We start from the raw sequence: 22690 nt of genomic DNA on the forward strand, positions 1-22690 counted from the left end.
AAAATGCTTTACCGAGACCAAAGGGTCGATAGCGATTTGTTGATACTACCGCACGATGATAATATTTGGCAATCAAGACGCATAGATGTTTAAACGGCTAAATAGCTTTTTGGTCTAGCTCATAGCCAATGACGATAATCGGCTATCTTGAGGGCGATATACTTCCTTTAATATAGGGCTATCAGGAATCATCATGATCGAAAATACTCCTCTCGAGGCCTTGCTGGCCGCCTGCCACTGGATCGGCGAGAAGGGCTGGTGTCCAGCCACCGGCGGGAATATGTCGGTGCGCCAGAACGGCGAATTCTGCCTGATTACCGAATCCGGTAAAGACAAGGGGCAGCTCACAGCCGACCACTTTTTACAGGTGGAAATTGCCACCAACCGCGTGCCGAGTGGCCGCACACCTTCTGCCGAAACCGGCCTGCATACGCTGATTTACGGGCTGCTTCCCGAAACTGGCGCGATACTGCACACCCATTCGGTGAACGCGACGGTGCTTTCCCGCGTCGAGCGCAGTGAGGGTCTGGTGTTGCAGGGCTATGAAATGCAGAAGTCGCTGGCCGGGCAAACCAGCCATCTGGAGCAGGTAATAATCCCAATTTTCGACAATAGTCAGAATATTCCCTCTCTGGCAGCAGAGATTGCCGAATGGGCGCAATCACATCCGCTACAATATGGATTCCTGATCCGCGGACACGGCCTGACCTGCTGGGGCAAAAATGTTGCCGAGGCGCGCCGTCATCTGGAAGGACTGGAGTTTTTGTTTCAGTGTGAATTGCAACTTCGCCTGTTGGAGGGCAAATGATTCGAGCCATCGTGACCGATATTGAAGGGACTACCACCGACATCCGCTTTGTGCATCAGGTACTTTTCCCTTATGCCCGCGCGCGACTCGCTGATTTTATTACCCAGCACGCCCAGGATCTTGAGGTTTTACAGGCGCTGGATGCGCTGCGCGAAGAGATCAACGAGCCGCAGGCCGCCATCGTTGATTTGGTCGACCAGCTGTACGTTTATATGGATAAAGACGAAAAATCTCCCGCACTGAAAACGTTGCAGGGCATTATCTGGCGCACGGGTTATATGGAAGGCGACTTCCGTGGTCACCTGTATCCCGATGTCACGCCGCAACTGGTGCAGTGGCAACAGCAGGGTATCAAGCTTTATGTGTATTCATCCGGCTCGGTGGATTCACAGAAGTTATTGTTTGGTTATAGCGAAGAAGGCGACCTTCAGCCGCTGTTCACCGAATATTTCGATACGCGCGTCGGTGCCAAGCGCGAAGTGACGTCGTATTTGAATATTGCCAGACAGCTGGTGCTGCCGGCCTCCGATATTCTGTTTTTATCCGACGTCCGTCAGGAGCTTGACGCTGCGCGCGAAGCCGGTTGGCTGACCTGCCAGCTTATCCGCGACGAGCCTGACGAAGAGAGCGATCACAAGCAGGTTAACCGTTTTGATCAGGTCGTGATTGTCTGATCCTACTGACCAGGAGTTAGCAATGAGTGCATTGACGATATTCAGCGACAGCGATCCTTCGGCACCTATCTGGGAAAGCCGCGACGGAAATGACATCGCCACCGAATTAAAAAAATCGACGTACGCTTCGAGCGCTGGCAGGCCGACCGCGAACTGGGCAGCAATCCGCAGCCCGAGCAGGTTATCGCGGCCTACCAGCACGAAATCAACAAGCTGGTGGCCGAAAAGGGCTATCAGAGCTGGGATGTCATCAGCATGCGTCCCGACCATGAGCAGCGCGACGTTTCTGCGCACCAAGTTTCTCTCGGAACACACTCACGGTGAAGACGAAGTGCGTTTCTTCGTCGATGGCGCAGGGCTGTTTTGCCTGCACCTCGACGGCAAGATTTTCCAGATTCTGTGCGAAAAGAACGACCTGATTTCTGTCCCGGCGAATACCAAACACTGGTTCGACATGGGCGGCTCGCCGTCATTCACCGCCATTCGCCTGTTCGACAATCAGGAAGGCTGGGTTGCGCATTTTACCGGCGACGGCATCGCCGATGCGTATCCGCGACTTGGGGAGTAATCCCTGCGGGTTCCAGCGTTGGAATCTATAACCCAAAGGCTCCGGCAGGGGTTGTAAAACTGCCGGAATCCAGAACCCACGCGGTAATTAACGCGGCAGGCGTGACATCAAACGCTGGGTTGTAAACCTGGGCATCTTGAGGTGCCCATTGCACCTCTCCGAAGCTGCCGGACACGCCGGTTATCTCTTTTGCCGCGCGCTGTTCAATAGGAATGGCGTCGCCGTTCGGGCAGTGGGGATCAAGCGTGGTGTGCGGCGCCGCGACATAAAACGGGATGCCGTGATATTTCGCCAGAACCGCCAGACTGTAAGTGCCTATCTTGTTCGCGACGTCGCCGTTGGCGGCAATGCGGTCAGCGCCGACCCACACGGCATCAATCTGTTTCTTCGCCATCAGGCTCGCCGCCATCGAATCGGCAATCAGCCGATACGGAATATTCATCTGCCCCAACTCCCACGCGGTGAGCCGCCCCCTTGTAAAAGCGGGCGTGTTTCATCTACCCACACCTGCGAGACATTGCCCTGCTGGTGCGCATGATGAATCACCCCCAATGCCGTGCCGACTCCCGCCGTGGCCAGTCCGCCGGTGTTGCAGTGCGTCAGCAGTCGGCTGCCCGGTGTCACAAGCTCTGCACCGTGGCGTGCAATACGGTCGCACAACTCGCGGTCCTCGCCGACCAGACGCTCGGCCTCCTGCACCATCGCCGGAATATGGAACCGCTCTTCAAGCGCGATTTTCATGCGGTCCAGATTATTCATCAGGTTAACGGCGGTCGGGCGCGATTCGCGCAGCGTGTCGAGTGCCTGATGCAGTTCCGGCACCGGCATTCCGGCTTCGGCAAGCTGCGCCAGCAACAGGCTCGCAGACAGTCCAATCAGCGGCGCACCGCGTACCCGCAGGGCGTGAATATGACCGACAAGGTCTTCTACGCTGCGGCATAAATGCCAATCGGTGCGTTGCGGCAAGGCCTGCTGATCCAGGATCCACAGCTGGCTTTTACGGATACGTAAACTGGTCGTCGTGAGTGTCTGCATGATGAGTTAAATCCCTGTTGCGCGGTTGCATCTGACTGCTTATTCTGCCAACATAAGTTTCGGATGTATAGACGTCTAAATGCTTTTATGGCTATTTACCTGACAGCGGGCTTTCTGAATGAGATTGCCCCTATCAGGCTTGATAAATACCACGGGTTGCCTTGCAAGTCAGGTCGCACAGAAAAGATTACGAGAGGTTTGAATGTCACGTTATTACACATTTAGTGCCGCAGATGCCGTGGAATACGCTCGCCGGTTTGGCGGCCTGAAAGACCCGCAATCGCTGGTCAGCGCCGAAGAAATTGGCGACGGCAACCTGAATCTGGTGTTTAAAATTCGCGATACCGCCGGTGTCAGCCGCGTCATTGTCAAGCAGGCGCTGCCTTATGTGCGCTGCGTGGGCGAATCCTGGCCCTTGACGATTGACCGCTCTCGAATCGAAGCCGAAACCCTGATTGTGCACGGCGAATATTGCCCGCAACATACGGTGAAAGTCATTCATCATGACCCTGAACTCGCGGTGATGGTGCAAGAAGATCTCTCTGATCATGTGATCTGGCGCGGCGAACTGGTCAAAGGCAAACATTACCCCCTGGCCGCCAGTCAGCTCGGCGAATATCTGGCCCAGAGCCTGTTCCATACTTCAGACTTTTATCAGGATGCTCAGAGAAAAAATCAGAAGTCAGCCGCTTCATCAACCCTGAACTCTGTCTGATCACCGAAGATCTGTTCTTTACCGATCCGTATATCGAGCATGAGCGCAACCGATTTGATCCCGAGCTGCAACCTGTCGTGGACGAGGTGAGGGCCGATATTCCGCTGCGTCTGGCGGTGGCTGCGCTCAAGCAGCGTTTTCTCTGCAATGCCGAGGCGCTGCTGCACGGCGATGTGCATAGCGGGTCCATTTTTGTCGCCGAAGGCAGTCTGAAAGTCATCGATGCCGAATTTGGCTTTTACGGACCCATCGGTTTTGATCCGGGTTCCGCCATGGGCAACCTGCTTATCAACTACTGCGCCTTGCCGGGGCTGGTTGCCACCCGTGAAGCCGCCGATGGTCGCGAACAGCGCCTGCAGGATATACGCGACCTCTGGCTGAGCTTCTCCGAGCGTTTTCTTCAACTGGCGCGCGACAAGACGCAGGACGTGGCCTTCAAGGTGCCGGGTTATGCCGAATATTTCTTGAAACAGGTCTGGCACGATGCCGTCGGTTATTGCGGTTCGGAACTTATCCGCCGAACCATTGGCTTCTCGCATGTCGCCGACCTGAAAAACATCGCCGACAAAGAGATGCGCCATGATTGCCAGCGTCATGCCGTGAGTCTCGGCCAGTGGTTGATCATTACCGCACCGCAGATTGACGATATCGATGCCCTGATTGCCCGTATCCGTCAAAACGGCTGATTTTTCTCCCTCTTTTGCCTTAAAACGCGCATTCCTTTTCGCGGGAATGCGCGACATGTCAAATTCCCCTCAAGAAAGAAGGGGCGCTCGCGCCCGAGACTTGTATAATGCCCGGCGATAAGGTGCTGGCGGGCTTGCCCGTCACGCGCCTCGGTTACCTACCACCCACACGGGAATACAGAATTATGATGAATAACGACGTCTTGCGCAGCGTACGCTACATGCTCGACTTGAGCGAAGGCAGGCTGATTGAGATTTTGGCGTCAACCGGCACGATTATCAGTCCACCGGTGATGTCGCGTTATCTGAAAAAAGAAGACGAAGCGGACTACCTGGTTTGCCCTGACGAAGTGATGGCGAACTTCCTGAATGGTCTGATTTTCTTCAAGCGCGGTAAAGACGATCGCTTCCCTGCGCCGGAAGTTGAAAAGCGTGTCACCAATAACGTGATGCTGAAAAAACTCCGCGTCGCCTTTGAGTTGAAAACCGAAGACCTGCAAAGCGTACTAGCTGCGGCTGACTTCAAGGTTTCAGAAGGTGAGCTGAGCGCGTTTTTCCGCAAGGAAGGCCACAAGAACTATCGTCCGTGCGGCGATCAGGTGCTTCGCTACTTCCTGAAAGGGCTGACGATGCGCGTGCGTCCGAAAAAAGGCTGATTTTTCTCTGAGTTTTTCGTGATTTTTATCTGATAAAAGTCACTCGACGCCCTGAATGACGTCAAAAAAACCGCCGATTAGGCGGTTTTTTTATGTCTATCTGAAAGGTGCCCCTCGCAGAGAGAGGGCTGTAGCCTGACTGCGGACCGTTTTTCAGGTAATCAGGCGGCTTCCGTATGCTGGGTTTCAGGTTTTTCTTCCTGAAGTTTTTGCTGCGCAAGCTGGTCGGGTTCAAACTCGTCGACATTGATTGAACGCAGGCGGCTCTCTTCGGCACGGGTCAGAATACGCGCTTCGTCAGCCGTAAGATGACCGGCTTCAAGCCCGCTTGCGCCAGTTTGTCGAGACGGGTAAAGGACAGTTTTCTCCCCATCGCGTCGCCCAGTTTCTTGTGCACCGGTTCGGCGGCAATAATATCTCTTAGTGCTTCTTCGAGCTGACCGACCGGATTGTGCTCGCTCGCCACCAGATACTGGCCGCGCGCAAGACGACTGCGGGTAGCCGAGGGAATCTGAAGAAGGCGGGCAAGCTCGTGATCCAGCCTGTCGGACGGCGCGCGGTGCACGCGGCCCAGCGGGAAGATAACCAGTGTCATCAGTGCCGCGACCGCGCCATTCGGGAAGTTGCGCAGCAGATCTTCGATAGCCGTCTCCGCCTGATTGAGGCAATCCTGCACGCCCCAATGCACCAGCGGCAGATCGGCTTCGTTGCGGCCTTCCTCGTCGTAGCGTTTCAGCGTGGCGGTAGCCAGATAAAGCTGACTGAGAATGTCGCCCAGTCGCGCCGAAATGCGCTCGCGGCGTTTCAGACTACCGCCCAGCACGCCCATGGAGACATCGGACAGCAGCGCCAGATTGGCACTCAGGCGGTTGATATATTGATAGTAGCGGCGTGTCGCATCGCCGACCGGAACACGACTGGTGCGGCCGCGCGTCAGACCCAGCCACAGACTGCGCATCTTGTTGCTGCCGACGTGGCCGAGGTGGCCAAACAGCGCGTGGTCAAAGGCGTGGAGATCGTTGGATTCCGCCGCCGCCATCTCTTTCAATACATACGGATGACAGCGGATCGCGCCCTGCCCGAAGATAATCATGCTGCGAGTCAGGATGTTGGCCCCTTCGACGGTGATGGCTATCGGTGCGCCCTGATAGGCACGGGCCACGAAGTTGCTGTCGCCGAGCATGATGCCCTTGCCGCCGGTAATATCCATGGCATCCATTACTGCGCGCTGGCCGCGATGAGTACAGTGATACTTCACAATCGCCGACAGGACGGCCGGTTTTTCACCAAGCATAATGCCGTTGGTAATCAGCGTTGCAGCGGCGTCCATCACATAGGCGTTACCGGCAATGCGCGCCAGCGGCTCTTCAATGCCTTCCATTTTACCGATAGGCAGTTTGAACTGACGGCGAATATAGGCATAGGCACCGGTAGCGAGCGCCAGCGATTTCAGGCTGCCCGTGGCGTTGGAGGGCAGGGTGATACCGCGCCCGACCGACAGACACTCCACCAGCATCCGCCAGCCCTGACCGGCCATTTTCGGCCCGCCAATGATATAGTCGATAGGCACGAAAATATCGCTGCCGCGCGTTGGGCCGTTCTGGAACGGGATGTTCAACGGGAAGTGGCGATGACCAATTTCGACGCCCTGCGTATCCGTCGGGATAAGCGCACAGGTAATGCCCAGCTCTTCGACATCCCCCAGCAGATGGTCCGGATCTTTCAGCTTGAAGGCCAGACCCAGCACCGTCGCGATAGGCGCGAGTGTAATGTAGCGCTTGTTCCAGGTCAGTTTCATGCCCAGAACCTGTTCGCCCTGCCAGTCGCCCATGCAGACAATGCCGTAATCGGGAATGGCACCCGCATCGGAACCGGCTTCCGGGCTGGTCAGCGCGAAGCACGGAATTTCCAGCCCTTTTGCCAGGCGCGGCAAATAGTGCTGTTTCTGCTCGTCGGTGCCGTAATGTTGCAGCAATTCGCCGGGGCCGAGCGAGTTCGGCACGCCCACGGTAATCGCCAGAATGCCGGAGACGCCCGCCAGTTTTTGCAGCACGCGCGCCTGTGCATAGGCCGAGAATTCCAGCCCGCCGTACTCTTTCTTGATAATCATCGCGAAGAAGCGGTGTTCTTTCAGATACGCCCACAGTTCCGGCGGCAAATCGGCCAGTTCATGCGTTATCTGGAAATCATTGGCCATGCGGCAGGCCTCTTCGACCGGACCCTCGATAAAACGCTGCTCCTCGTCGGTCAGCGTTTGCTGCGGATAGTCATGCAGCTTGTTCCAGTCGGGTGTTCCGCTGAACAGATCGCCTTCCCACCAGGTGGTTCCGGCATCGATGGCCTCTTTCTCGGTGCGCGACATGGCGGGCATCACTTTACGGAAAGTTCGCAGCGCCGGGCCGGAAAACAGCGAGCGGCGAAGGGAGGCGACATTGAAAGGCAAGAGGATAATTGCCAGCGGCAGCAGCACCCAGGCTGTCCACAGGCCGAAAACGGCCATCGCCGCGGTGTAGACCAGCACGATAATGCTACCCAGCGTAAGGCTGACGCGGTGATAGAACAGGGCGCCGACAAGCACCAGTAGAATGACAATGCTTAAAACCATCATAGTAAAAACTCCTAAGTCGTAAGAGGTCTGACCTGTTAAGCTGATACTATGTTTTTAGTCCAAGCGACATGCTTTATCAACGCGTTTACATCCTAATTACAACTCACGTCACAAACTCGCTGCACGATGTCGCAAAAGCGTAAAGTATCGCGGGCAAGACGGCGGGAAGTCTTCTCGCTTTTTACCGTTTCCGCTACACTGCACAGCAAATAATTCGCTGTAGCGCGCTATTCGCTGCAAGAGAAACCCCAAGAGGCCGCCATGTACCTGGATATCATCCGTACTGAACTGAACGAAGCTGCTGACGTTCTTAATAAATTTATCAGCGACGAAAACAACATTGCGTCTATCCAACGCGCCGCGAAACTGATTGCCGACGCCTTCAAGGCCGGCGGAAAAGTGTTGTCCTGCGGCAACGGCGGCTCCCACTGCGACGCCATGCATTTCGCCGAAGAGCTGACCGGTCGTTATCGTGAAAACCGTCCGGGTTATCCGGCCATTGCCATCTCCGACGTGAGCCACATCTCGTGCGTCAGCAACGATTTTGGTTACGAATACATTTTCTCGCGCTATCTTGAAGCGGTAGGCCAGAAAGGCGATGTGCTGCTCGGCATTTCGACTTCCGGTAATTCCGGCAATGTTATCAAGGCGCTGGAAGCGGCCAAAGCCAAGGGCATGAAAGTGGTGACGCTGACCGGCAAAGACGGCGGTAAAATGGCATCACTGGGTGCCGATGTCGAAATCCGCGTGCCGCATTTCGGTTATGCCGACCGCGTGCAGGAAATCCACATCAAGATTATCCATATTTTGATTCTGCTGATTGAGAAAGAGATGGCCGCTTAACGCAAGACGTTAACGCCTGAAGAATTTAAGGAGACTGGCGATGTGCGAACTGCTCGGGATGAGCGCAAATGTCCCTACCGATATTTGCTTCAGTTTTACCGGGTTGGTGCAACGTGGGGGGCTGACAGGCCCGCATAAAGACGGATGGGGCATTACTTTCTACGAAGGTAATGGCTGCCGGACTTTTAAAGATCCGCAGCCCAGCTTTAATTCGCCTATTGCCCGTCTGGTGCAGGAATACCCGATCAAGTCGCTTGCGGTTATCTCGCATATTCGGCAGGCAAATCGGGGCGAAGTCGCGCTGGAAAACACGCATCCTTTTACCCGCGAGCTGTGGGGCCGAAACTGGACCTACGCGCACAACGGTCAGCTGCGCGGTTATCGTCAGCTCGATACGGGCACACTGCGCCCCGTCGGGCAAACCGACAGCGAATACGCTTTCTGCTGGCTGCTGCACAAGCTGACCCAACGCTATCCGCGCACACCGCGCAGCTGGCCGTCGGTGTTTCGCTATATTGCGTCGCTTGCCGATGAGTTGAGGCAGAAGGGTGTGTTCAACATGTTGCTGTCGGATGGGCACTTCGTGATGGCGTATTGCTCGACCAATCTGCACTGGATCACGCGCCGCGCGCCGTTTGGCAAGGCCACGTTGCTGGATCAGGACGTCGAGATTGATTTTCAGCAGCAGACGACACCCAACGATGTCGTCACGGTCATTGCGACCCAGCCGCTTACCGGCAATGAAACCTGGAACAAGATTGCTCCAGGTGAATATGCCTTATTTCACTGTGGCGAACGCCAGCTGTGAAGGCTGAGGTGTAAGCGTCTGACTTTGATTGACCACGTAGTTGCCGTTAATCACTGACACGCTCGGGGGCTGGTGATACTTCTCGAAATACGCATACCCCGGCTGAAGCTGACGCCAGAAATTGATGTAGGTCGAATACCTGTTCAATTTCATGTTGGCTTCAGTCATCTTGAACGGATAAATGCTGATTTCGATGTTGCGCTGACCATTATTGAAGGCCGCCTGAACGTAATTAAAAATAACGTTCATATACGCATCGGTCATGGCATAGCAACCAATGGACAGACAGTTGCCGTGGATCATCAGATATTTACCTGAATAACCCTGAGCGCGATCATAATCATTTGGGAAACCGATATTGATGGCGCGATAAAAACGGCTATCCGGTTTCAAATGATGAATATCGATATTATAAAATCCTTCAGGGCTTTTAAAATCGCCTTCGCGGCGTTTATTGCCTAGACCGCCCGAGAAATCGCAGATGCGATAAGCCCCGACCAGCTGAAATCTATTTTCGACCTTGGCATAAAGCTCAAGCGTACGCTCTTGCTTAAATATCTGAATATAAACGGGTGAACCCAATAATTGCTGTTGAACGCCGGTCTCGATCGGAGCTTGTTCGCTGGCTACAGCGCTGCTCATGGTAAAGACAGGGAAACTAAAAAGCATCGCAAGCAGCAGCGCGACTCTGACCATTCTACATCCTGCTTAAAAGACAACTCTATTATTATGTATCCGCCGTAAACCTCACGCGGACTACCACTGATATTCAATTTGCTTGAACGCAGCCATCTTAATACTGATTAAATTTTTATCAATGGTCAGAAAGGCAATTTATTTGGCAAATGCGCTAATTAACGTCTTTATTTGCAGGATTTTACAAATCCGGCAGGGGTAAGGATATTTGGCCGTGATGTCGAGGCTTGAGATTTGAATTGCCGACTGTATACTTATACAGTTATCACCACACCCATCGGGGGGCTATGCGCAAGATCATTCACGTTGATATGGACTGCTTTTACGCAGCCGTAGAGATGCGCGACGATCCTTCCCTGCGTGATATTCCCATCGCGATTGGCGGTAGCCGCGATCGACGCGGCGTTATCAGTACCGCCAATTATCCCGCGCGGCTTTATGGCGTTCACAGCGCAATGTCTACCGCAATGGCGCTGAAACTCTGCCCGCATTTACGGGTAATTCCGGGGCGAATGGAAGCCTATAAAGAAGCCTCCGAGCATATTCGCGAGATTTTTTCGCGCTACACCGCGCTGATTGAACCGCTTTCCCTCGACGAAGCCTATCTCGACGTGACCGACAGTCCGCAGTGCAGCGGGTCGGCTACGCTTATCGCCAGCGAAATCCGGCAGGCGATTTCCGATGAGCTCAATCTTACGGCTTCTGCCGGTGTTGCGCCCATCAAGTTTCTTGCCAAAATCGCCTCCGATCTCAATAAACCCAACGGCCAGTACATTATTACGCCCGATAAAATCGACGCGTTTCTGAAAGACTTGCCGCTCGCCAAGATCCCGGGCGTCGGAAAAGTCACGGCACGAAAGCTCGAGGAACAAGGGTTGCTGACCTGTGGTGATGTGCAACGCTATGATTTATCGCTGTTACTGAAAAGGTTCGGCAAGTTTGGACGCGTATTGTGGGAGCGCTGTCACGGGATAGACGCGCGCGAGATTTCGCCCGAAAGGCTGCGTAAGTCGGTCGGCGTCGAGCGCACGCTGGCGGAAGACATTCACGATTGGCAAAGTTGTGTCGAGCTGATTGACCGGTTGTATCCCGAGCTGGAAACCCGTCTGACCCGCGTGAGTCCCGACCTGCGCATTGCGCGGCAGGGCGTAAAGCTGAAATTTCATGATTTCCAGCAGACAACCCAGGAACACGTCTGGCCGGTGCTGAATAAAGAGGATTTGCTCAAGGTAGCGCGAGAGGCGTGGGAAATGCGGCGCGGAGGGCGCGGCGTCAGGCTGGTGGGGCTGCACGTGACCTTGCAGGATCCCCAACTGGAGCGTCAACTGCTGCTTCCGTGGGAATAATACCCTGATTTGCAAACGGCAGCGGCGAGTGTAGCCGCCTTACTGCCGTTTGCGCTGTCAGGGTATCAGGGTTTCCGCGTGATATTATCCGCGTACTGGAATGGCTTTCAGCAGCGCTATCAGCAGTTGCCAGTAAAGGTCGACGCTGCCGATATGAACCTGCTCATCCGGCGAATGCGGGCCGGTGATGGTCGGGCCAATGGACACCATGTCCATGTCCGGGTAAGGTTTTTGAACAGACCGCATTCCAGACCCGCGTGGATCACCATGATGTTGGGCGTCTTGTTGAACAAGCCCTGATAAATCTCGCGAACCTGCGCCATAACCGGCGATTCAGGATCCGGTTTCCAGCCCGGGTAACCGCCCTTGGGTGCCGTTTTCGCTCCCGCCAGCTGGCCCACGGAGGTCAGCATGCTCACCACGTAGTCTTTACCGCTGTCGATGAGGGAACGAATCAGGCAGATGACTTCGGCTTCGCCCTCATTCATGGAAACTACGCCCACGTTCAGTGAGGTTTCCACCACGCCTTTTACATCGTCGCTCATGCGAATAACGCCGTTTGGCGTCGCGTTAAGCAGGCCGATGAAACGGTTCTGGCTGTCTTTGCTCAAGACCTTGGCGCTGCTGTCGGAAGATTCAGTCACCAGCTTGATGTTTTTCTCGACCGCTGCCAGTTCGAATTGCAGGGTAGCCTGGAAGGCGTCAACCGCTTTCCTGAACGCTTCGACCTGAGCGGCAGGCACGGCAATATGCGCTACCGCTTCACGCGGAATGGCATTACGCAGTGTGCCGCCGGTAAAATCGGCGAGGCGAACATCAAACTCGTCGGCATGGTCGGACAGGAAACGCGCCAGCAGTTTATTGGCATTGCCAAGACCCAGATGGATATCCGCACCCGAGTGACCGCCTTTCAGACCTTTCAGGGTCAACTTTAACGGAGTGAAATCCGCCGCGACCGCTTCGCGCGTCAGGGGCAGGGTGCTGATGAAATCGATGCCGCCTGCGCAGCCCATGTAGATTTCACCTTCGGTTTCCGAATCGGTGTTGATAAGGATCTCGGCCTGCAGCCAGTTCGGCTGAAGTCCAAAGGCACCGTCCATGCCAGACTCTTCTGTCATGGTCAGCAGCACTTCCAGCGGACCATGTTCAACGTCCTTGGCAACCAGCGCCGCCAGTGCCGAAGCCAGGCCGATGCCGTTATCTGCGCCGAGCGTCGTGCCGCGCGCTTTTACCCAGCCGTTATCGACGTAAGGTTGAATCGGATCTTTGAGGAAGTCGTGAACGGTGTCGTTGTTTTTCTGCGGCACCATGTCGAGGTGGGCTTGCAGCACGACGGGCTTGCGGTTTTCCATACCGGCGGTAGCAGGCTTGCGCAGCAGAATGTTGCCAACCTGATCGCGTTCGGCGTGAAGACCCTGTTCGGCGGCCCACTCCAGAATGTGCCTTGCCAGCTCTTCTTCATGATAGGAAGGATGCGGAATGGAACACACTTTGGCAAAAATATCCCACAACGGTTGTGGCGAAAGTTGAGACAGTTCAGACACTGTAAGTCTCCCTATTTTGTTTGGCGAATAAGATGACGAAATGACTGACAGAATAACACTTTCTCCCAGCCAGTGCGCACAAGGCAAAGGGGATAATCCGCCAATTTTGGCCATTACGTGCGGGATAACCGCTGGTTTTTAGCCGCAGGACTCACTATAATCTCGCGCAACAATTTTTCCCTGAATATTTTTTTAAAAAGCCGTTAATCTTACAGGCTGGGAAATCCCTTTTTTGAGAGTTAAAAAATGAGCGAAAAGTACGTTGTAACCTGGGACATGCTGCAAATTCACGCCCGCACGATGGCCAAGCGCCTGCTGCCGGTAGAACAATGGACCGGCATCATTGCCGTCAGCCGAGGTGGCCTTGTTCCAGCAGCGTTGCTGGCTCGTGAACTGAATATCCGTCACGTGGATACCGTGTGCATTTCAAGCTACGACCACGACAACCAGCGTGAGATGAAAATCCTCAAACGCGCAGAAGGCGACGGCGAAGGCTTTATCGTGATTGACGATCTGGTTGATACCGGCGGCACCGCACGCGCGATTCGCGAAATGTATCCGAAAGCGCATTTCATCACCATGTTCGCCAAGCCTGCGGGTCGTGAGCTGGTAGATGACTACGTCATTGATATTCCACAAGATACCTGGATCGAACAGCCTTGGGATATGGGACTCGCCTTTATTCCGCCTATCGCGGGCAAGTAATTCGCGTCATCGTTCAGGCCGGAGGCGCAGTCGTCTCCCGCCCCTCAAACGCCCGCCTCTGCGGGCGTTTTTGATTTAGGTCGTGATCCGGCCTCGCCAGAGTTTGTTATAATCCGTGGCACAAGAGGGAGCGCCTGCGCTTTCTTGCCTGCCAAAAGAGGATGTTAACTGTTATGGCACCCGCAAACCTTTCCGAAACGCTGTTCAAACCTAGATTCAACTATCCCGAAACCTCGACGCTGGTTGCACGCAGCGATCGCGAGGCTTTTGCCGATATTCACTCAGCCCTCGAAGGCGACACTGCGCCGAGCTGGTACCGGGTGATTAATCGCCTGATGTGGCTGTGGCGCGGCATCGATCCGATTGAGGTCGAAGAAGTGTTATCGCGCATTGCCGTTTCCACCGCCGAACGAACAGACCCGCAAAAGCTGGATACCGTCGTCGGCTATCGGAGTGGCAACTGGATCTACGAGTGGTCGAATCAGGCGATGATCTGGCAGCAAAAGGCGCAGGATCAACAGGATAACCAAAAAGCCAGCGAGTATTGGCTGCGCGCCGCGAACCTTTACAGCATTGCGGGTTATCCGCATATAAAGGGTGACGCGCTGGCCGAACAGGCCGAAGTGCTGGCAAACAAGGCTTTCGAGAAATCGACGGAAGGTGCTCCCTACAAGCTGAAAGAGTTCAGCCTGCCGGTTGAAGGCAGTAAACCGATTATCGGATTTGTTCATCTTCCTAACGAAGGCACCGCGCCGGTTCCTGCGGTGCTGGTCTGCGGCAGTCTGGATACGCTGCAAAGTGACTATCATCGACTGTTTCGCAGCTATCTGGCACCACTTGGCATCGCGATGGTAACCATCGATATGCCGTCCGTCGGATTTTCGTCGCACAGTAAACTGACGCAGGACACCAGCGTGCTGCACCAGCAGGTTCTGGCACAGCTCGATAAGATTCCGTGGGTCAATGCCACCCGGATTGCCGTTTTTGGTACCCGCTTCGGTGGCAATGTGGCGGTGCGCCTGGCCTATCTCGAACCCCGCAGACTTCGCGCCGTAGCTTGTCTTGGGCCGGTCGTTCATCAGCTGTTGACCGATCCTGCCTGTCAGAAACGGGTTCCGGCCATGTACATGGATGTGCTGGCGAGCCGTATTGGCATGCCCTATGCCTCGAATGCGGCGTTAAGGGTTGAACTTAATAGGTATTCTCTGAAAATGCAGGGGCTGCTGGGGCGTAGAACACCCGTGCCGATGCTTTCCTGCTTCTGGGAGAACGATCCCTTTAGTCCGCAGGAGGAATCCAGACTTGTTGCCGGTTCCAGCCCGAATGGAAAAGTGCTGGCCATCCCGTCTCTGCCGCTCTACGCCAGCTATGACAAAGCGCTTAAAGAGATTTGTCACTGGTTGAAATTAAAATTGTCCTAACGAAATAGTTTGCTAATTTTTAGCGGTTTGCTAAAAAGGGTGTCTACATAAGGAGATTGTACATGACGTTACCTAGTGGTCACCCTAAAAGCAGACTGATGAAACGTTTCGGCACGCTGGGACCTTATATCCGTGAAGCGAAATGTGAAAACGAACGTTTTTTCTTCGATTGCCTGGCATTTTGCGTCAATGTGAAACCCGCTCCCGAAAAGCGCGAGTTTTATGGCTGGTGGCTTGAGCTGGAAGCGCACAGCGACAGATTTACTTATGTCTATGAGTACGGCCTGTTCGACAAAGAAGGCAACTGGAAAGCACAAGCGATTAAAAATACCGAAGCGGTGGAGAAGGTTGACTCCACATTGCAGAACTTTTTCAAAAATCTGCACGCCATGATTGCCGAAATGGACCTCAAGCTCGAACCCGCAAAAGAATTGACGCAAGACCCCATCAAGCTCCCCGCATAAAAGTCAGTTTCGCTCTATCCGGTTTGTATGTCATTATTTAGCGTTATGCCAACAGGCATAACGCGCCCAGCCTGTCACAAGACGGCGCGCAAGATGGCATCGACCTTCGATTTTACTCTCAAGACAAACGGCAGAAAGATTATGAGTGGCAGCCAAACGCTGGTTGTAAAACTGGGCACTAGCGTGCTCACCGGTGGTTCACGCCGCCTTAACCGTGCCCACATTGTTGAACTGGTGCGCCAGTGCGCCCAGCAACATGCGGCAGGGCATCGTATTGTAATTGTCACCTCTGGCGCGATTGCCGCCGGACGCGAGCATCTTGGCTACCCCGAACTCCCCGCCGCCATCGCCTCCAAGCAGCTTTTGGCGGCGGTAGGGCAGAGCCGTCTGATCCAGCTTTGGGAGCAGCTGTTCTCGATTTATGGCATCCATATTGGTCAGATGCTGCTGACCCGCGCCGATCTCGAAGACCGCGAACGTTTCCTGAATGCCCGCGATACCATGAACGCGCTGCTCGATAATCACATCGTTCCGGTAATTAACGAGAATGACGCGGTGGCGACGGCTGAAATCAAGGTCGGCGACAACGATAATCTTTCCGCGCTGGCCGCGATTCTGGCCGGTGCCGACAAACTGCTGCTGCTGACCGATCAGCCGGGCCTGTTTACCGCCGATCCGCGGACCAACCCCGAAGCTGAACTTATTCGTGAAGTTACCGGCATCGACGATGCACTGCGCGGAATTGCAGGCGACAGCGTGTCCGGTCTCGGCACGGGCGGTATGGCGACCAAGTTACAGGCCGCCGATATCGCCTGTCGCGCCGGTATCGACACCATTATCGCCGCAGGTAGCCTGCCGGGCGTGGTGGGCGACGTGATTGCCGGTCATTCGGTCGGAACCCGTTTTCACGCGATGGAAACGCCGCTCGAAAACCGCAAGCGCTGGATATTCGGCGCACCGCCAGCGGGCGAAATCACCGTCGATGACGGCGCGGTTTCCGCCATGCTGGAACGTGGCAGCTCGCTGTTGCCGAAAGGCATTCGCGATGTAAAAGGCGACTTCTCGCGCGGCGAAGTTATTCGTATTCGTAATCTCAACGGTCGCGACCTGGCGCACGGCGTCAGCCGCTATAACAGCGATGCCATGCGCATGATTGCCGGACACCATTCCCAGCAAATCAGCGACATTCTCGGCTATGAATATGGTCCGGTCGCCGTTCACCGCGACGATATGATAGTAAGTTAAGGAGTGATTATGTTGGAGCAAATGGGTAAAGCCGCCAAACAGGCTTCTTACCAGCTTTCCACATTAAGTACCGCGCAGAAAAATGCTGCGCTGATGCTGATTGCCGACATGCTCGAAGCCAACAGCCAGAGCATTATTCAGGCCAACGAACTCGATATGGCCGCCGCCCGCGAAAGCGGCATGAAGGCGTCGCTGCTAGACCGCCTGCTGCTGACGCCGGAACGTCTGGGCGCTATCGCCAACGACGTGCGCGATGTCTGTCGGCTAACCGATCCTGTCGGCCAGGTCATGGATGGCGCGCAGATGGACTCGGGCCTGAAACTGCAACGCCGCCGTGTTCCGCTCGGCGTTGTGGGTGTTATCTATGAAGCGCGTCCGAACGTGACCATCGATGTAGCCAGCCTGTGTCTGAAAACCGGCAACGCGGCGATTCTGCGCGGCGGCAAAGAGACGCATCACACCAATCTGGCGACCGTTAACGTTATTCAGAAAGCGCTTGAAGCGTCTGGATTGCCTGCGGCCGCGGTACAGGCCATTCAAAGCCCCGATCGCGCGCTGGTGGCCGAAATGCTGCGCCTCGACCAATACATCGATATGCTGATCCCTCGTGGTGGCGCGGCGCTGCACAAACTGTGTCGTGAGCAGTCCACCATTCCGGTGATTACCGGCGGCATTGGCGTGTGCCACACCTTTGTGGATGAAAGCGTAGATTTCGACAAGGCGCTCACCGTTATCGAAAGCGCCAAGGTACAGCGCCCAAGCGCCTGCAACAGCCTCGAGACGTTGCTGGTTCACGAGGCCATTGCAAGCCGTTTCCTGCCTGAGCTCAGCCATAAAATGCACATTGCCGGCGTAACGCTGCATGCCAGTGAATCTGCCATGCCGCATTTGAAAAGCGGTCCGGCGACCGTCGTTGAAGTGAAAGAAGAAGACTATAGCGACGAGTGGCTGTCGCTTGATCTCAACGTGACGGTGGTTGCCGACCTCGATGCCGCCGTCGCGCATATTCGTCAATACGGCACCGAGCATTCCGATGCCATTCTGACCCGCTCAATCAGCAGCGCAGAGCGCTTTGTGAATGAGGTCGATTCTTCGGCGGTGTATGTTAATGCCAGCACCCGTTTCACCGATGGCGGGCAGTTCGGTCTTGGCGCAGAAGTGGCCGTCAGCACCCAGAAACTTCATGCACGCGGACCTATGGGCCTTGAAGCGTTAACCACCTACAAATGGATTGGCTACGGAGACTCTCTGGTTCGTCCATGAGATAAGTTTCTGCAAGTCAGCCCAGGTTAAACCGGTGAAGCGCCCGTCGCGACACCGGTTTTTTTATGGCGCAGTGCTTACGCGGCATACCATGAGCTAAAGCGTTTCAGTCGAGTATTAAATCAGCGCTTAATTAGAAAAATTTCAATGAATTAGACATTTTTAATAATTCAACCGGATATACCGGGAACATGACATAGTAAAAAATGAATGCGCGGATTATTTAGATCTCGTTAACTTAAAATAATAATAATCAATTAAAATTACTTGCCTGACCTGTTTTTCAGATTTTATGCAGCCTGCTTTTTGGTATCGTCATTGAAAAAATAGACGGAGGCCGTATGCAACAGAACGTTTTATATGGATGTATTATGTCAGGCGAAATAAAACCCTCACGCCATTCACTGTTCTTACGGCCGATCGGGGGCGAAGCGTCATGTGTGATTTTCCGGTCAGTCTCGATAACGCCGCAGTCACATCGCACTATTTTCTAAGACCTCGACTTTCACTAGGTTACCCCGATTATAACCTTAATAAAAATATAACGAGAATCGATCAAAGTCAGGTATTACCGCAGTCTTATGCCATTCAAGATAAAAGAGCAGGCGAAGAAATGGCAAACCAGGGAAGAATGCATTCAGTACCGACAAGATTGATAAAAAATAGATCGCCTAGAAATCCTACTGAAAATAAAGCTAATTATGCAAGACGATTAAAACTGTTATTTCCGTCAATATCGTTGATCGAGGCAGCTGAAATTTCAGAAACCCGCGTAAGGGATATTCAGCAATTGCCTGAATTTAATGAGCTTTCCATCGAAGGGCGATTGGCGAATAACACCATGCCTATGATTGTCGGTGAACGACCTTCAATGTATGCTCGACGTCTCAAAGCAGCCTATCCTGATTTAGATATTAAAGATTTTTGCCATCTCTCCGGAATGAACAAAACCAGTATATTAAATTTACCCGAATTTGCAAAAATCTCTTCTTCGGCGTTAAGAATTCTTCGTAATATGCCTCAACAAGAAGATGAATTGCCAATAGATTATGCACGTCGAATAAAACTGGCTAATCCAAACTTACGCCCTAGTGATTACAGTGCTATTTCAGGTATATCTATTCCGCGTTTGAGATGTCTTGGGCTATTTAATAAGTACAGTGTTGAGGCACAATTTTTGAGCCAAACCACGCCAAGATTAAAAAATGAAAAAGCGATAGATTTCGCCCTGCGATTAAAGAAGATATGTCCCTATTTCACCCTTGAGAAATACTCTTTTTTATCCGGTGAAACTATAACTAATCTTAATAAGCGGGTAGAGTTTGTAACATTGACACCCGAGCTGGAAAAGATAGCTCACTCTGGTTCCGCGTCTTGCTGGCGAAAAAAATACGGCCTATGCCCGACGGCTTAAACATCAATACCCTGATTTGTCATTAGAAGAATGCTTTAAGATAGTAGGGGGAGACACTATAATTTGCAAAATATGCCTGAGTTTAAAGTTTTGTCGGTGGCAGGAGAGGTTATTTCACAATTTACCTCAAAGAATAATGGTGAAACAAACCATCAATTTGCTTGTCGCCTCAAAGACACTTATCCTCAGTTGGATATTGATGATATTTCTAAATTAGCGAATGTTTCTTCTTCTGGTCTAAAACATAGAGCACGGTTTAAACGGTTATCACCCGCTGCACAGGCCATTATTAGTAAAAGCCCTAAGTTCCCCCAGGAAGAAAGCATTGATTATATACGTCGACTTAGGGTGTCTTATCCTAATATCTCGGTAAATGATTGCTCTGCCTTATCGGGTATTGAGGAGTTTGTTCTGCGTAAGTTGCCCGAATTCACAAGGTTATCTTCAAAAGCTCAAGTAATAAAGGTAACGGAACTTAAAGAAGATAATGAAAGCGATAGCCACTATGTCAGCCGTATTATAAAAAACCACCCTGACCTTATGCTCAAGGATTACGTAGGAATTACAGGTGTTGATAAAAAAGAAGTAAGGATAATCAATCGAAAAATCAGGCAAATGTCCAGAAAAAGTCGAGAATATGTTAAGGGTAAAGCATCGATGCGCGCGCCGTCACCCAGTTTTGAAAAACAGCTGGAACAGGCTATTCAGGGCGAAATGTACCGCAATGACTGGACAATCGAAGACGTGTTTTCATAAGGCATGAGAAGAGAATAGAGACGTTAACGCAGAAACGCCCGCGCTTTACTTCTCTATCCTCAATGTGCCTGACTTAATTGACTGTAAATAATGTCCGATAAACCGGTTACTCTACCGCGATCGGTTTTTCATCTATTTTGGCCGGGTCGCTACCCTGAATGTCTTTCACTCGCTGTTCAACTTTTTGTACGGCGGAAGCATCTTTCAGCAGTGAATAAGTCAGGGTAAATTCGGTACTTTGACCGGGTTGCAGTTGCCTGACGCGGCCCTGTTCTTTTTCGACAGTCACCGGATAAGCATAATTAGTGCCCGGTTCGATTCCGGTAACATAACCCTGTTTAAGCGTGTCGGTGTTTTTCCACATCGTCAGCAAAGGCAGTTGATGCGTATCGAATTCAATGGCGGCACCTTTATCGCCTTTACTGTTAATCACCGCCGCGATGGTTTTACCGCTGCTGTCCGCTTTAGGTTTCAAGTTAAAGACCATCTCGTCGAAATCTTTGGTCGGTGCACCATAGGTTGCCCAATTATCCAGACCTTTCTTCGCATAGTCGTTAAATGGCGAAACAGATTCCAGCGGGGCAATAAAACGCGCATTTTCTTCAAGTATGGGCGTACCAAAATTACTGTGATAAATGATTTGATAATCGTGCGGATAATCGGCCTGATTGGTCAGAACATCATGCACGGTAAATGCGTCGCTGCCCGGCACATAACGTAATTCCGTCCAGGTTTCGAGATTGGCTTTCTTGAAGGTATGTTCTTTAATCAGACCACGAATACGAATTTCGTGCGGCGCATTATCATCGACAATGACTTCAACCTTCGAAGCTGGTGTATTGCCCGCTTTGCCGTGCAGTGTGTAGATAACGCCGTCTTTGGTTACAGGGTGGCCGGTCCATTCAAAGCCGCAGCGCACCATCATTTCGTTGAAACCTTCCAGCCAGCCCAACCCGTTGCGGCTTTCCAGATTGATATAGGCGGGGTTCACCACCTCGTTGACCGGTGAATCCCAGCCAAGCCGCACGCCGTGACCCGTAACTCGCAGTAAATCCATCCCTCTTGTCGGACTCAGCATGATGGTCAGCCCATTTTTACTGGTTAGAGTAATGACTTTAGACCCTTCCTGTTTCCCGCCGTGCAAGACTTTCTGCTCAATGCTGAACGCTTCTCCCGATGCTTTCAGCTGCGCACTGTTCACCTGCCAGTTTCCCTGTTCGGTATTGCTGTCAACATCGGTCAGCACCCACGTTTTCGCGGCGGCGTGACCACTGATTAACGCCAGAATTAGTCCTGCCAGAATCTGCTTTTTCATCACTCATTCCCTTTTGGCTGAATTGATTTAGCTTGAAACCCTTGCAGCCTACAAAGTTGAGAGATTTAAAAACGTGAGGCGAGTCACCCGTGAGAAAAAGGCGGCGGCGAACTGTTTAAAGCGGGGGATACATCACAATTAAAGATGAGCAGAAAGCGTACGCACACAAAAAACTGTGCGATGAGCAGAGAAAAACGGACCAGTAAGAGGATCGTTTCAGCTTATTTACGCACCCACTCATCCTCTCGATTCATGGAGGTTAGAAATCACCCGCGAGTGCGGGTTGTCAATCAAACACCTTCACGAGCATATTTCGCGGCCTGCTGAAATAATGCGTCGTCAGGCCTGACGCCGGTATAAAGAACAAACTGCTCGACGGCTTGAATGGCAAACACTTCAGAGCCGGTAATCACGGTTTTATTCTGGCTTTTGGCAAATTTCAGCAAAGGTGTTTCGGCCGGAAGCGCGACGACTTCAAAAATAACCTGCGCGTCCCGGATTTGCTGGTTCGCTAAAGGAAAGCTTATCTGCATCTGCACCGGCGGCCATGCCAATTGGCGTGGCATTGATAAGCAGATCGGGTTTGATATCATCCAATTCCTTGCGCCATTCAAATCCATAGAGATTGGCGAGTTCCGGGCCGGTTTTTTCATTCTTGGCAATGATATAGCCTTGAGTAAAACCGGCATCTTTTAGCGCGCAGGCTACGGCCTTGGCCATACCGCCGCTTCCACGCAGTGCAAAGGTAAGCGTCGACGAAACCTTGTACTGCTTCAATAAAGTCGCGATGGCGATATAGTCGGTGTTATAGGCTTTGAGATAGCCGTCGGTATTAACGATGGTATTCACCGAGTTGATGGCCTTCGCCGAGGCATCCAACTCGTCCAGCATGGGAATACACTCTTCTTTAAAAGGCATCGAAATGGCACAGCCCCGAATACCCAATGCCCGTACGCCCGTAATGGCACCGTTGAGATCCTGTGTTGTGAAAGCTTTATAAAGATAATCAAGGTCCAGCGCATTATAGAGATAGTTATGAAAACGGGTGCCAAAATTACTCGGCCTTGCAGCCAATGACATGCACACGGTGGTGTCTTTATTCAAATGGTTGGTCATAAAA

The 22690-nt window shown here is 52.9% G+C and carries 15 protein-coding genes and 6 pseudogenes; 15 read left to right on the plus strand and 6 right to left on the minus strand.

Translation table 11 applies throughout. From position 1 onward, the window contains the following. Positions 1–193: 193 nt before the first annotated feature. The 3 genes and pseudogenes from O1V66_RS00190 (at position 194) to O1V66_RS00200 (ending at position 2050) form a co-directional block, all read left to right on the plus strand. The gene (locus O1V66_RS00190) at positions 194–808 is read left to right on the plus strand and encodes a methylthioribulose 1-phosphate dehydratase (RefSeq protein ID WP_045049379.1); all 615 of its coding nucleotides are present in this window, start codon (positions 194–196) and stop codon (positions 806–808) included. Further along, positions 805–1482, plus strand: coding sequence for an acireductone synthase (gene mtnC / locus O1V66_RS00195; RefSeq protein ID WP_045049378.1), 678 nt, complete (start codon positions 805–807; stop codon positions 1480–1482). The genes O1V66_RS00190 and mtnC overlap by 4 nt, the downstream gene beginning before the upstream one ends. A 22-nt stretch (positions 1483–1504) precedes the next feature. Continuing rightward, positions 1505–2050, plus strand: a pseudogene (locus O1V66_RS00200) (1,2-dihydroxy-3-keto-5-methylthiopentene dioxygenase). Between the two features lie 25 nt (positions 2051–2075). On the opposite strand, the pseudogene mtnA reads toward O1V66_RS00200, so the two are convergent. Then, positions 2076–3085 (minus strand): annotated as a pseudogene (gene mtnA / locus O1V66_RS00205) (S-methyl-5-thioribose-1-phosphate isomerase). A gap of 202 nt (positions 3086–3287) precedes the next feature. Between mtnA and mtnK the strand changes: the two are divergent. Further along, positions 3288–4486, plus strand: a pseudogene (gene mtnK / locus O1V66_RS00210) (S-methyl-5-thioribose kinase). A 185-nt stretch (positions 4487–4671) separates the two neighbouring features. Then, entirely contained in the window at positions 4672–5142 is a 471-nt protein-coding gene (locus tag O1V66_RS00215; RefSeq protein WP_045049374.1) for a YehS family protein, read from the plus strand. A 161-nt stretch (positions 5143–5303) separates the two neighbouring features. Here O1V66_RS00215 and fadE read toward each other — a convergent pair. Then, positions 5304–7750, minus strand: a pseudogene (gene fadE / locus O1V66_RS00220) (acyl-CoA dehydrogenase FadE). Between the two features lie 261 nt (positions 7751–8011). Between fadE and lpcA the strand changes: the two are divergent. Together lpcA and O1V66_RS00230 are read left to right on the plus strand one after the other, a co-directional pair. Continuing rightward, a complete protein-coding gene (gene lpcA / locus O1V66_RS00225; protein ID WP_045049372.1) occupies positions 8012–8593 on the plus strand; it encodes a D-sedoheptulose 7-phosphate isomerase in 582 nt (193 codons plus the stop codon). A gap of 40 nt (positions 8594–8633) precedes the next feature. Then, a complete protein-coding gene (locus O1V66_RS00230; RefSeq protein WP_045049371.1) occupies positions 8634–9401 on the plus strand; it encodes a class II glutamine amidotransferase in 768 nt (255 codons plus the stop codon). On the opposite strand, the gene dpaA is transcribed toward O1V66_RS00230, so the two are convergent. Beyond that, a complete protein-coding gene (dpaA, locus tag O1V66_RS00235; protein ID WP_045049370.1) occupies positions 9372–10097 on the minus strand; it encodes a peptidoglycan meso-diaminopimelic acid protein amidase in 726 nt (241 codons plus the stop codon). The genes O1V66_RS00230 and dpaA overlap by 30 nt on opposite strands. A gap of 287 nt (positions 10098–10384) precedes the next feature. On the opposite strand from dpaA, the gene dinB reads away from it, so the two are divergent. Further along, positions 10385–11443: a DNA polymerase IV gene (gene dinB / locus O1V66_RS00240; RefSeq protein ID WP_045049369.1), complete on the plus strand. Its 1059-nt coding sequence runs from the start codon at positions 10385–10387 to the stop codon at positions 11441–11443. An 84-nt stretch (positions 11444–11527) separates the two neighbouring features. Here the strand turns inward: dinB and pepD are convergent. Next, positions 11528–12987: pseudogene (gene pepD, locus O1V66_RS00245) on the minus strand (beta-Ala-His dipeptidase). Between the two features lie 246 nt (positions 12988–13233). Between pepD and gpt the strand changes: the two are divergent. The 7 genes from gpt (at position 13234) to O1V66_RS00280 (ending at position 20255) form a co-directional block, all read left to right on the plus strand. Beyond that, positions 13234–13692 (plus strand): xanthine phosphoribosyltransferase, encoded by a 459-nt coding sequence (gpt, locus tag O1V66_RS00250; protein WP_045049367.1) that lies wholly within the window; start codon positions 13234–13236, stop codon positions 13690–13692. A 173-nt stretch (positions 13693–13865) separates the two neighbouring features. Beyond that, the gene (gene frsA, locus O1V66_RS00255) at positions 13866–15113 is read left to right on the plus strand and encodes an esterase FrsA (RefSeq protein ID WP_269128015.1); all 1248 of its coding nucleotides are present in this window, start codon (positions 13866–13868) and stop codon (positions 15111–15113) included. Positions 15114–15175: 62 nt separating this feature from the next. Then, positions 15176–15577, plus strand: a complete 402-nt coding sequence (gene crl, locus O1V66_RS00260; RefSeq protein WP_045049365.1) for a sigma factor-binding protein Crl — start codon at positions 15176–15178, stop codon at positions 15575–15577. 141 nt (positions 15578–15718) lie between these two features. Beyond that, positions 15719–16822, plus strand: coding sequence for a glutamate 5-kinase (proB, locus tag O1V66_RS00265; protein WP_045049428.1), 1104 nt, complete (start codon positions 15719–15721; stop codon positions 16820–16822). 9 nt (positions 16823–16831) lie between these two features. Next, positions 16832–18085 carry a glutamate-5-semialdehyde dehydrogenase gene (proA, locus tag O1V66_RS00270; RefSeq protein ID WP_045049364.1) on the plus strand — a complete coding sequence of 418 codons (1254 nt, stop codon included), beginning with the start codon at positions 16832–16834 and terminating at the stop codon, positions 18083–18085. Between the two features lie 436 nt (positions 18086–18521). Further along, complete coding sequence (locus O1V66_RS00275) at positions 18522–19499, plus strand: hypothetical protein (RefSeq protein WP_269128016.1); 978 nt, start codon at positions 18522–18524, stop codon at positions 19497–19499. Positions 19500–19562: 63 nt separating this feature from the next. Then, positions 19563–20255: a hypothetical protein gene (locus O1V66_RS00280; RefSeq protein ID WP_269128017.1), complete on the plus strand. Its 693-nt coding sequence runs from the start codon at positions 19563–19565 to the stop codon at positions 20253–20255. A gap of 106 nt (positions 20256–20361) precedes the next feature. Here the strand turns inward: O1V66_RS00280 and O1V66_RS00285 are convergent, their stop codons facing one another. Both O1V66_RS00285 and O1V66_RS00290 read right to left on the minus strand, forming a co-directional pair. Then, on the minus strand, positions 20362–21570 hold the full coding sequence (locus O1V66_RS00285) for an aldose 1-epimerase family protein (RefSeq protein WP_045049362.1): 1209 nt from the start codon (positions 21568–21570) through the stop codon (positions 20362–20364). Between the two features lie 290 nt (positions 21571–21860). Beyond that, positions 21861–22686: pseudogene (locus tag O1V66_RS00290) on the minus strand (shikimate 5-dehydrogenase). Between the last annotated feature and the right edge of the window lie 4 nt (positions 22687–22690).

The sequence above is a fragment of the Rouxiella chamberiensis genome, assembly GCF_026967475.1.
GTDB classification, from domain to species: domain Bacteria; phylum Pseudomonadota; class Gammaproteobacteria; order Enterobacterales; family Enterobacteriaceae; genus Rouxiella; species Rouxiella chamberiensis.

Bases quoted from the DNA above. Each gene is read 5' to 3' on its own strand.
- O1V66_RS00190 (WP_045049379.1), top strand. From the start codon at position 194: ATGATCGAAAATACTCCTCTCGAGGCCTTGCTGGCCGCCTGCCACTGG.
- mtnC (WP_045049378.1), top strand. From the start codon at position 805: ATGATTCGAGCCATCGTGACCGATATTGAAGGGACTACCACCGACATC.
- O1V66_RS00215 (WP_045049374.1), top strand. From the start codon at position 4,672: ATGATGAATAACGACGTCTTGCGCAGCGTACGCTACATGCTCGACTTG.
- lpcA (WP_045049372.1), top strand. From the start codon at position 8,012: ATGTACCTGGATATCATCCGTACTGAACTGAACGAAGCTGCTGACGTT.
- O1V66_RS00230 (WP_045049371.1), top strand. From the start codon at position 8,634: ATGTGCGAACTGCTCGGGATGAGCGCAAATGTCCCTACCGATATTTGC.
- dpaA (WP_045049370.1), bottom strand. From the start codon at position 10,097: ATGGTCAGAGTCGCGCTGCTGCTTGCGATGCTTTTTAGTTTCCCTGTC.
- dinB (WP_045049369.1), top strand. From the start codon at position 10,385: ATGCGCAAGATCATTCACGTTGATATGGACTGCTTTTACGCAGCCGTA.
- gpt (WP_045049367.1), top strand. From the start codon at position 13,234: ATGAGCGAAAAGTACGTTGTAACCTGGGACATGCTGCAAATTCACGCC.
- frsA (WP_269128015.1), top strand. From the start codon at position 13,866: ATGGCACCCGCAAACCTTTCCGAAACGCTGTTCAAACCTAGATTCAAC.
- crl (WP_045049365.1), top strand. From the start codon at position 15,176: ATGACGTTACCTAGTGGTCACCCTAAAAGCAGACTGATGAAACGTTTC.
- proB (WP_045049428.1), top strand. From the start codon at position 15,719: ATGAGTGGCAGCCAAACGCTGGTTGTAAAACTGGGCACTAGCGTGCTC.
- proA (WP_045049364.1), top strand. From the start codon at position 16,832: ATGTTGGAGCAAATGGGTAAAGCCGCCAAACAGGCTTCTTACCAGCTT.
- O1V66_RS00275 (WP_269128016.1), top strand. From the start codon at position 18,522: ATGTGTGATTTTCCGGTCAGTCTCGATAACGCCGCAGTCACATCGCAC.
- O1V66_RS00285 (WP_045049362.1), bottom strand. From the start codon at position 21,570: ATGAAAAAGCAGATTCTGGCAGGACTAATTCTGGCGTTAATCAGTGGT.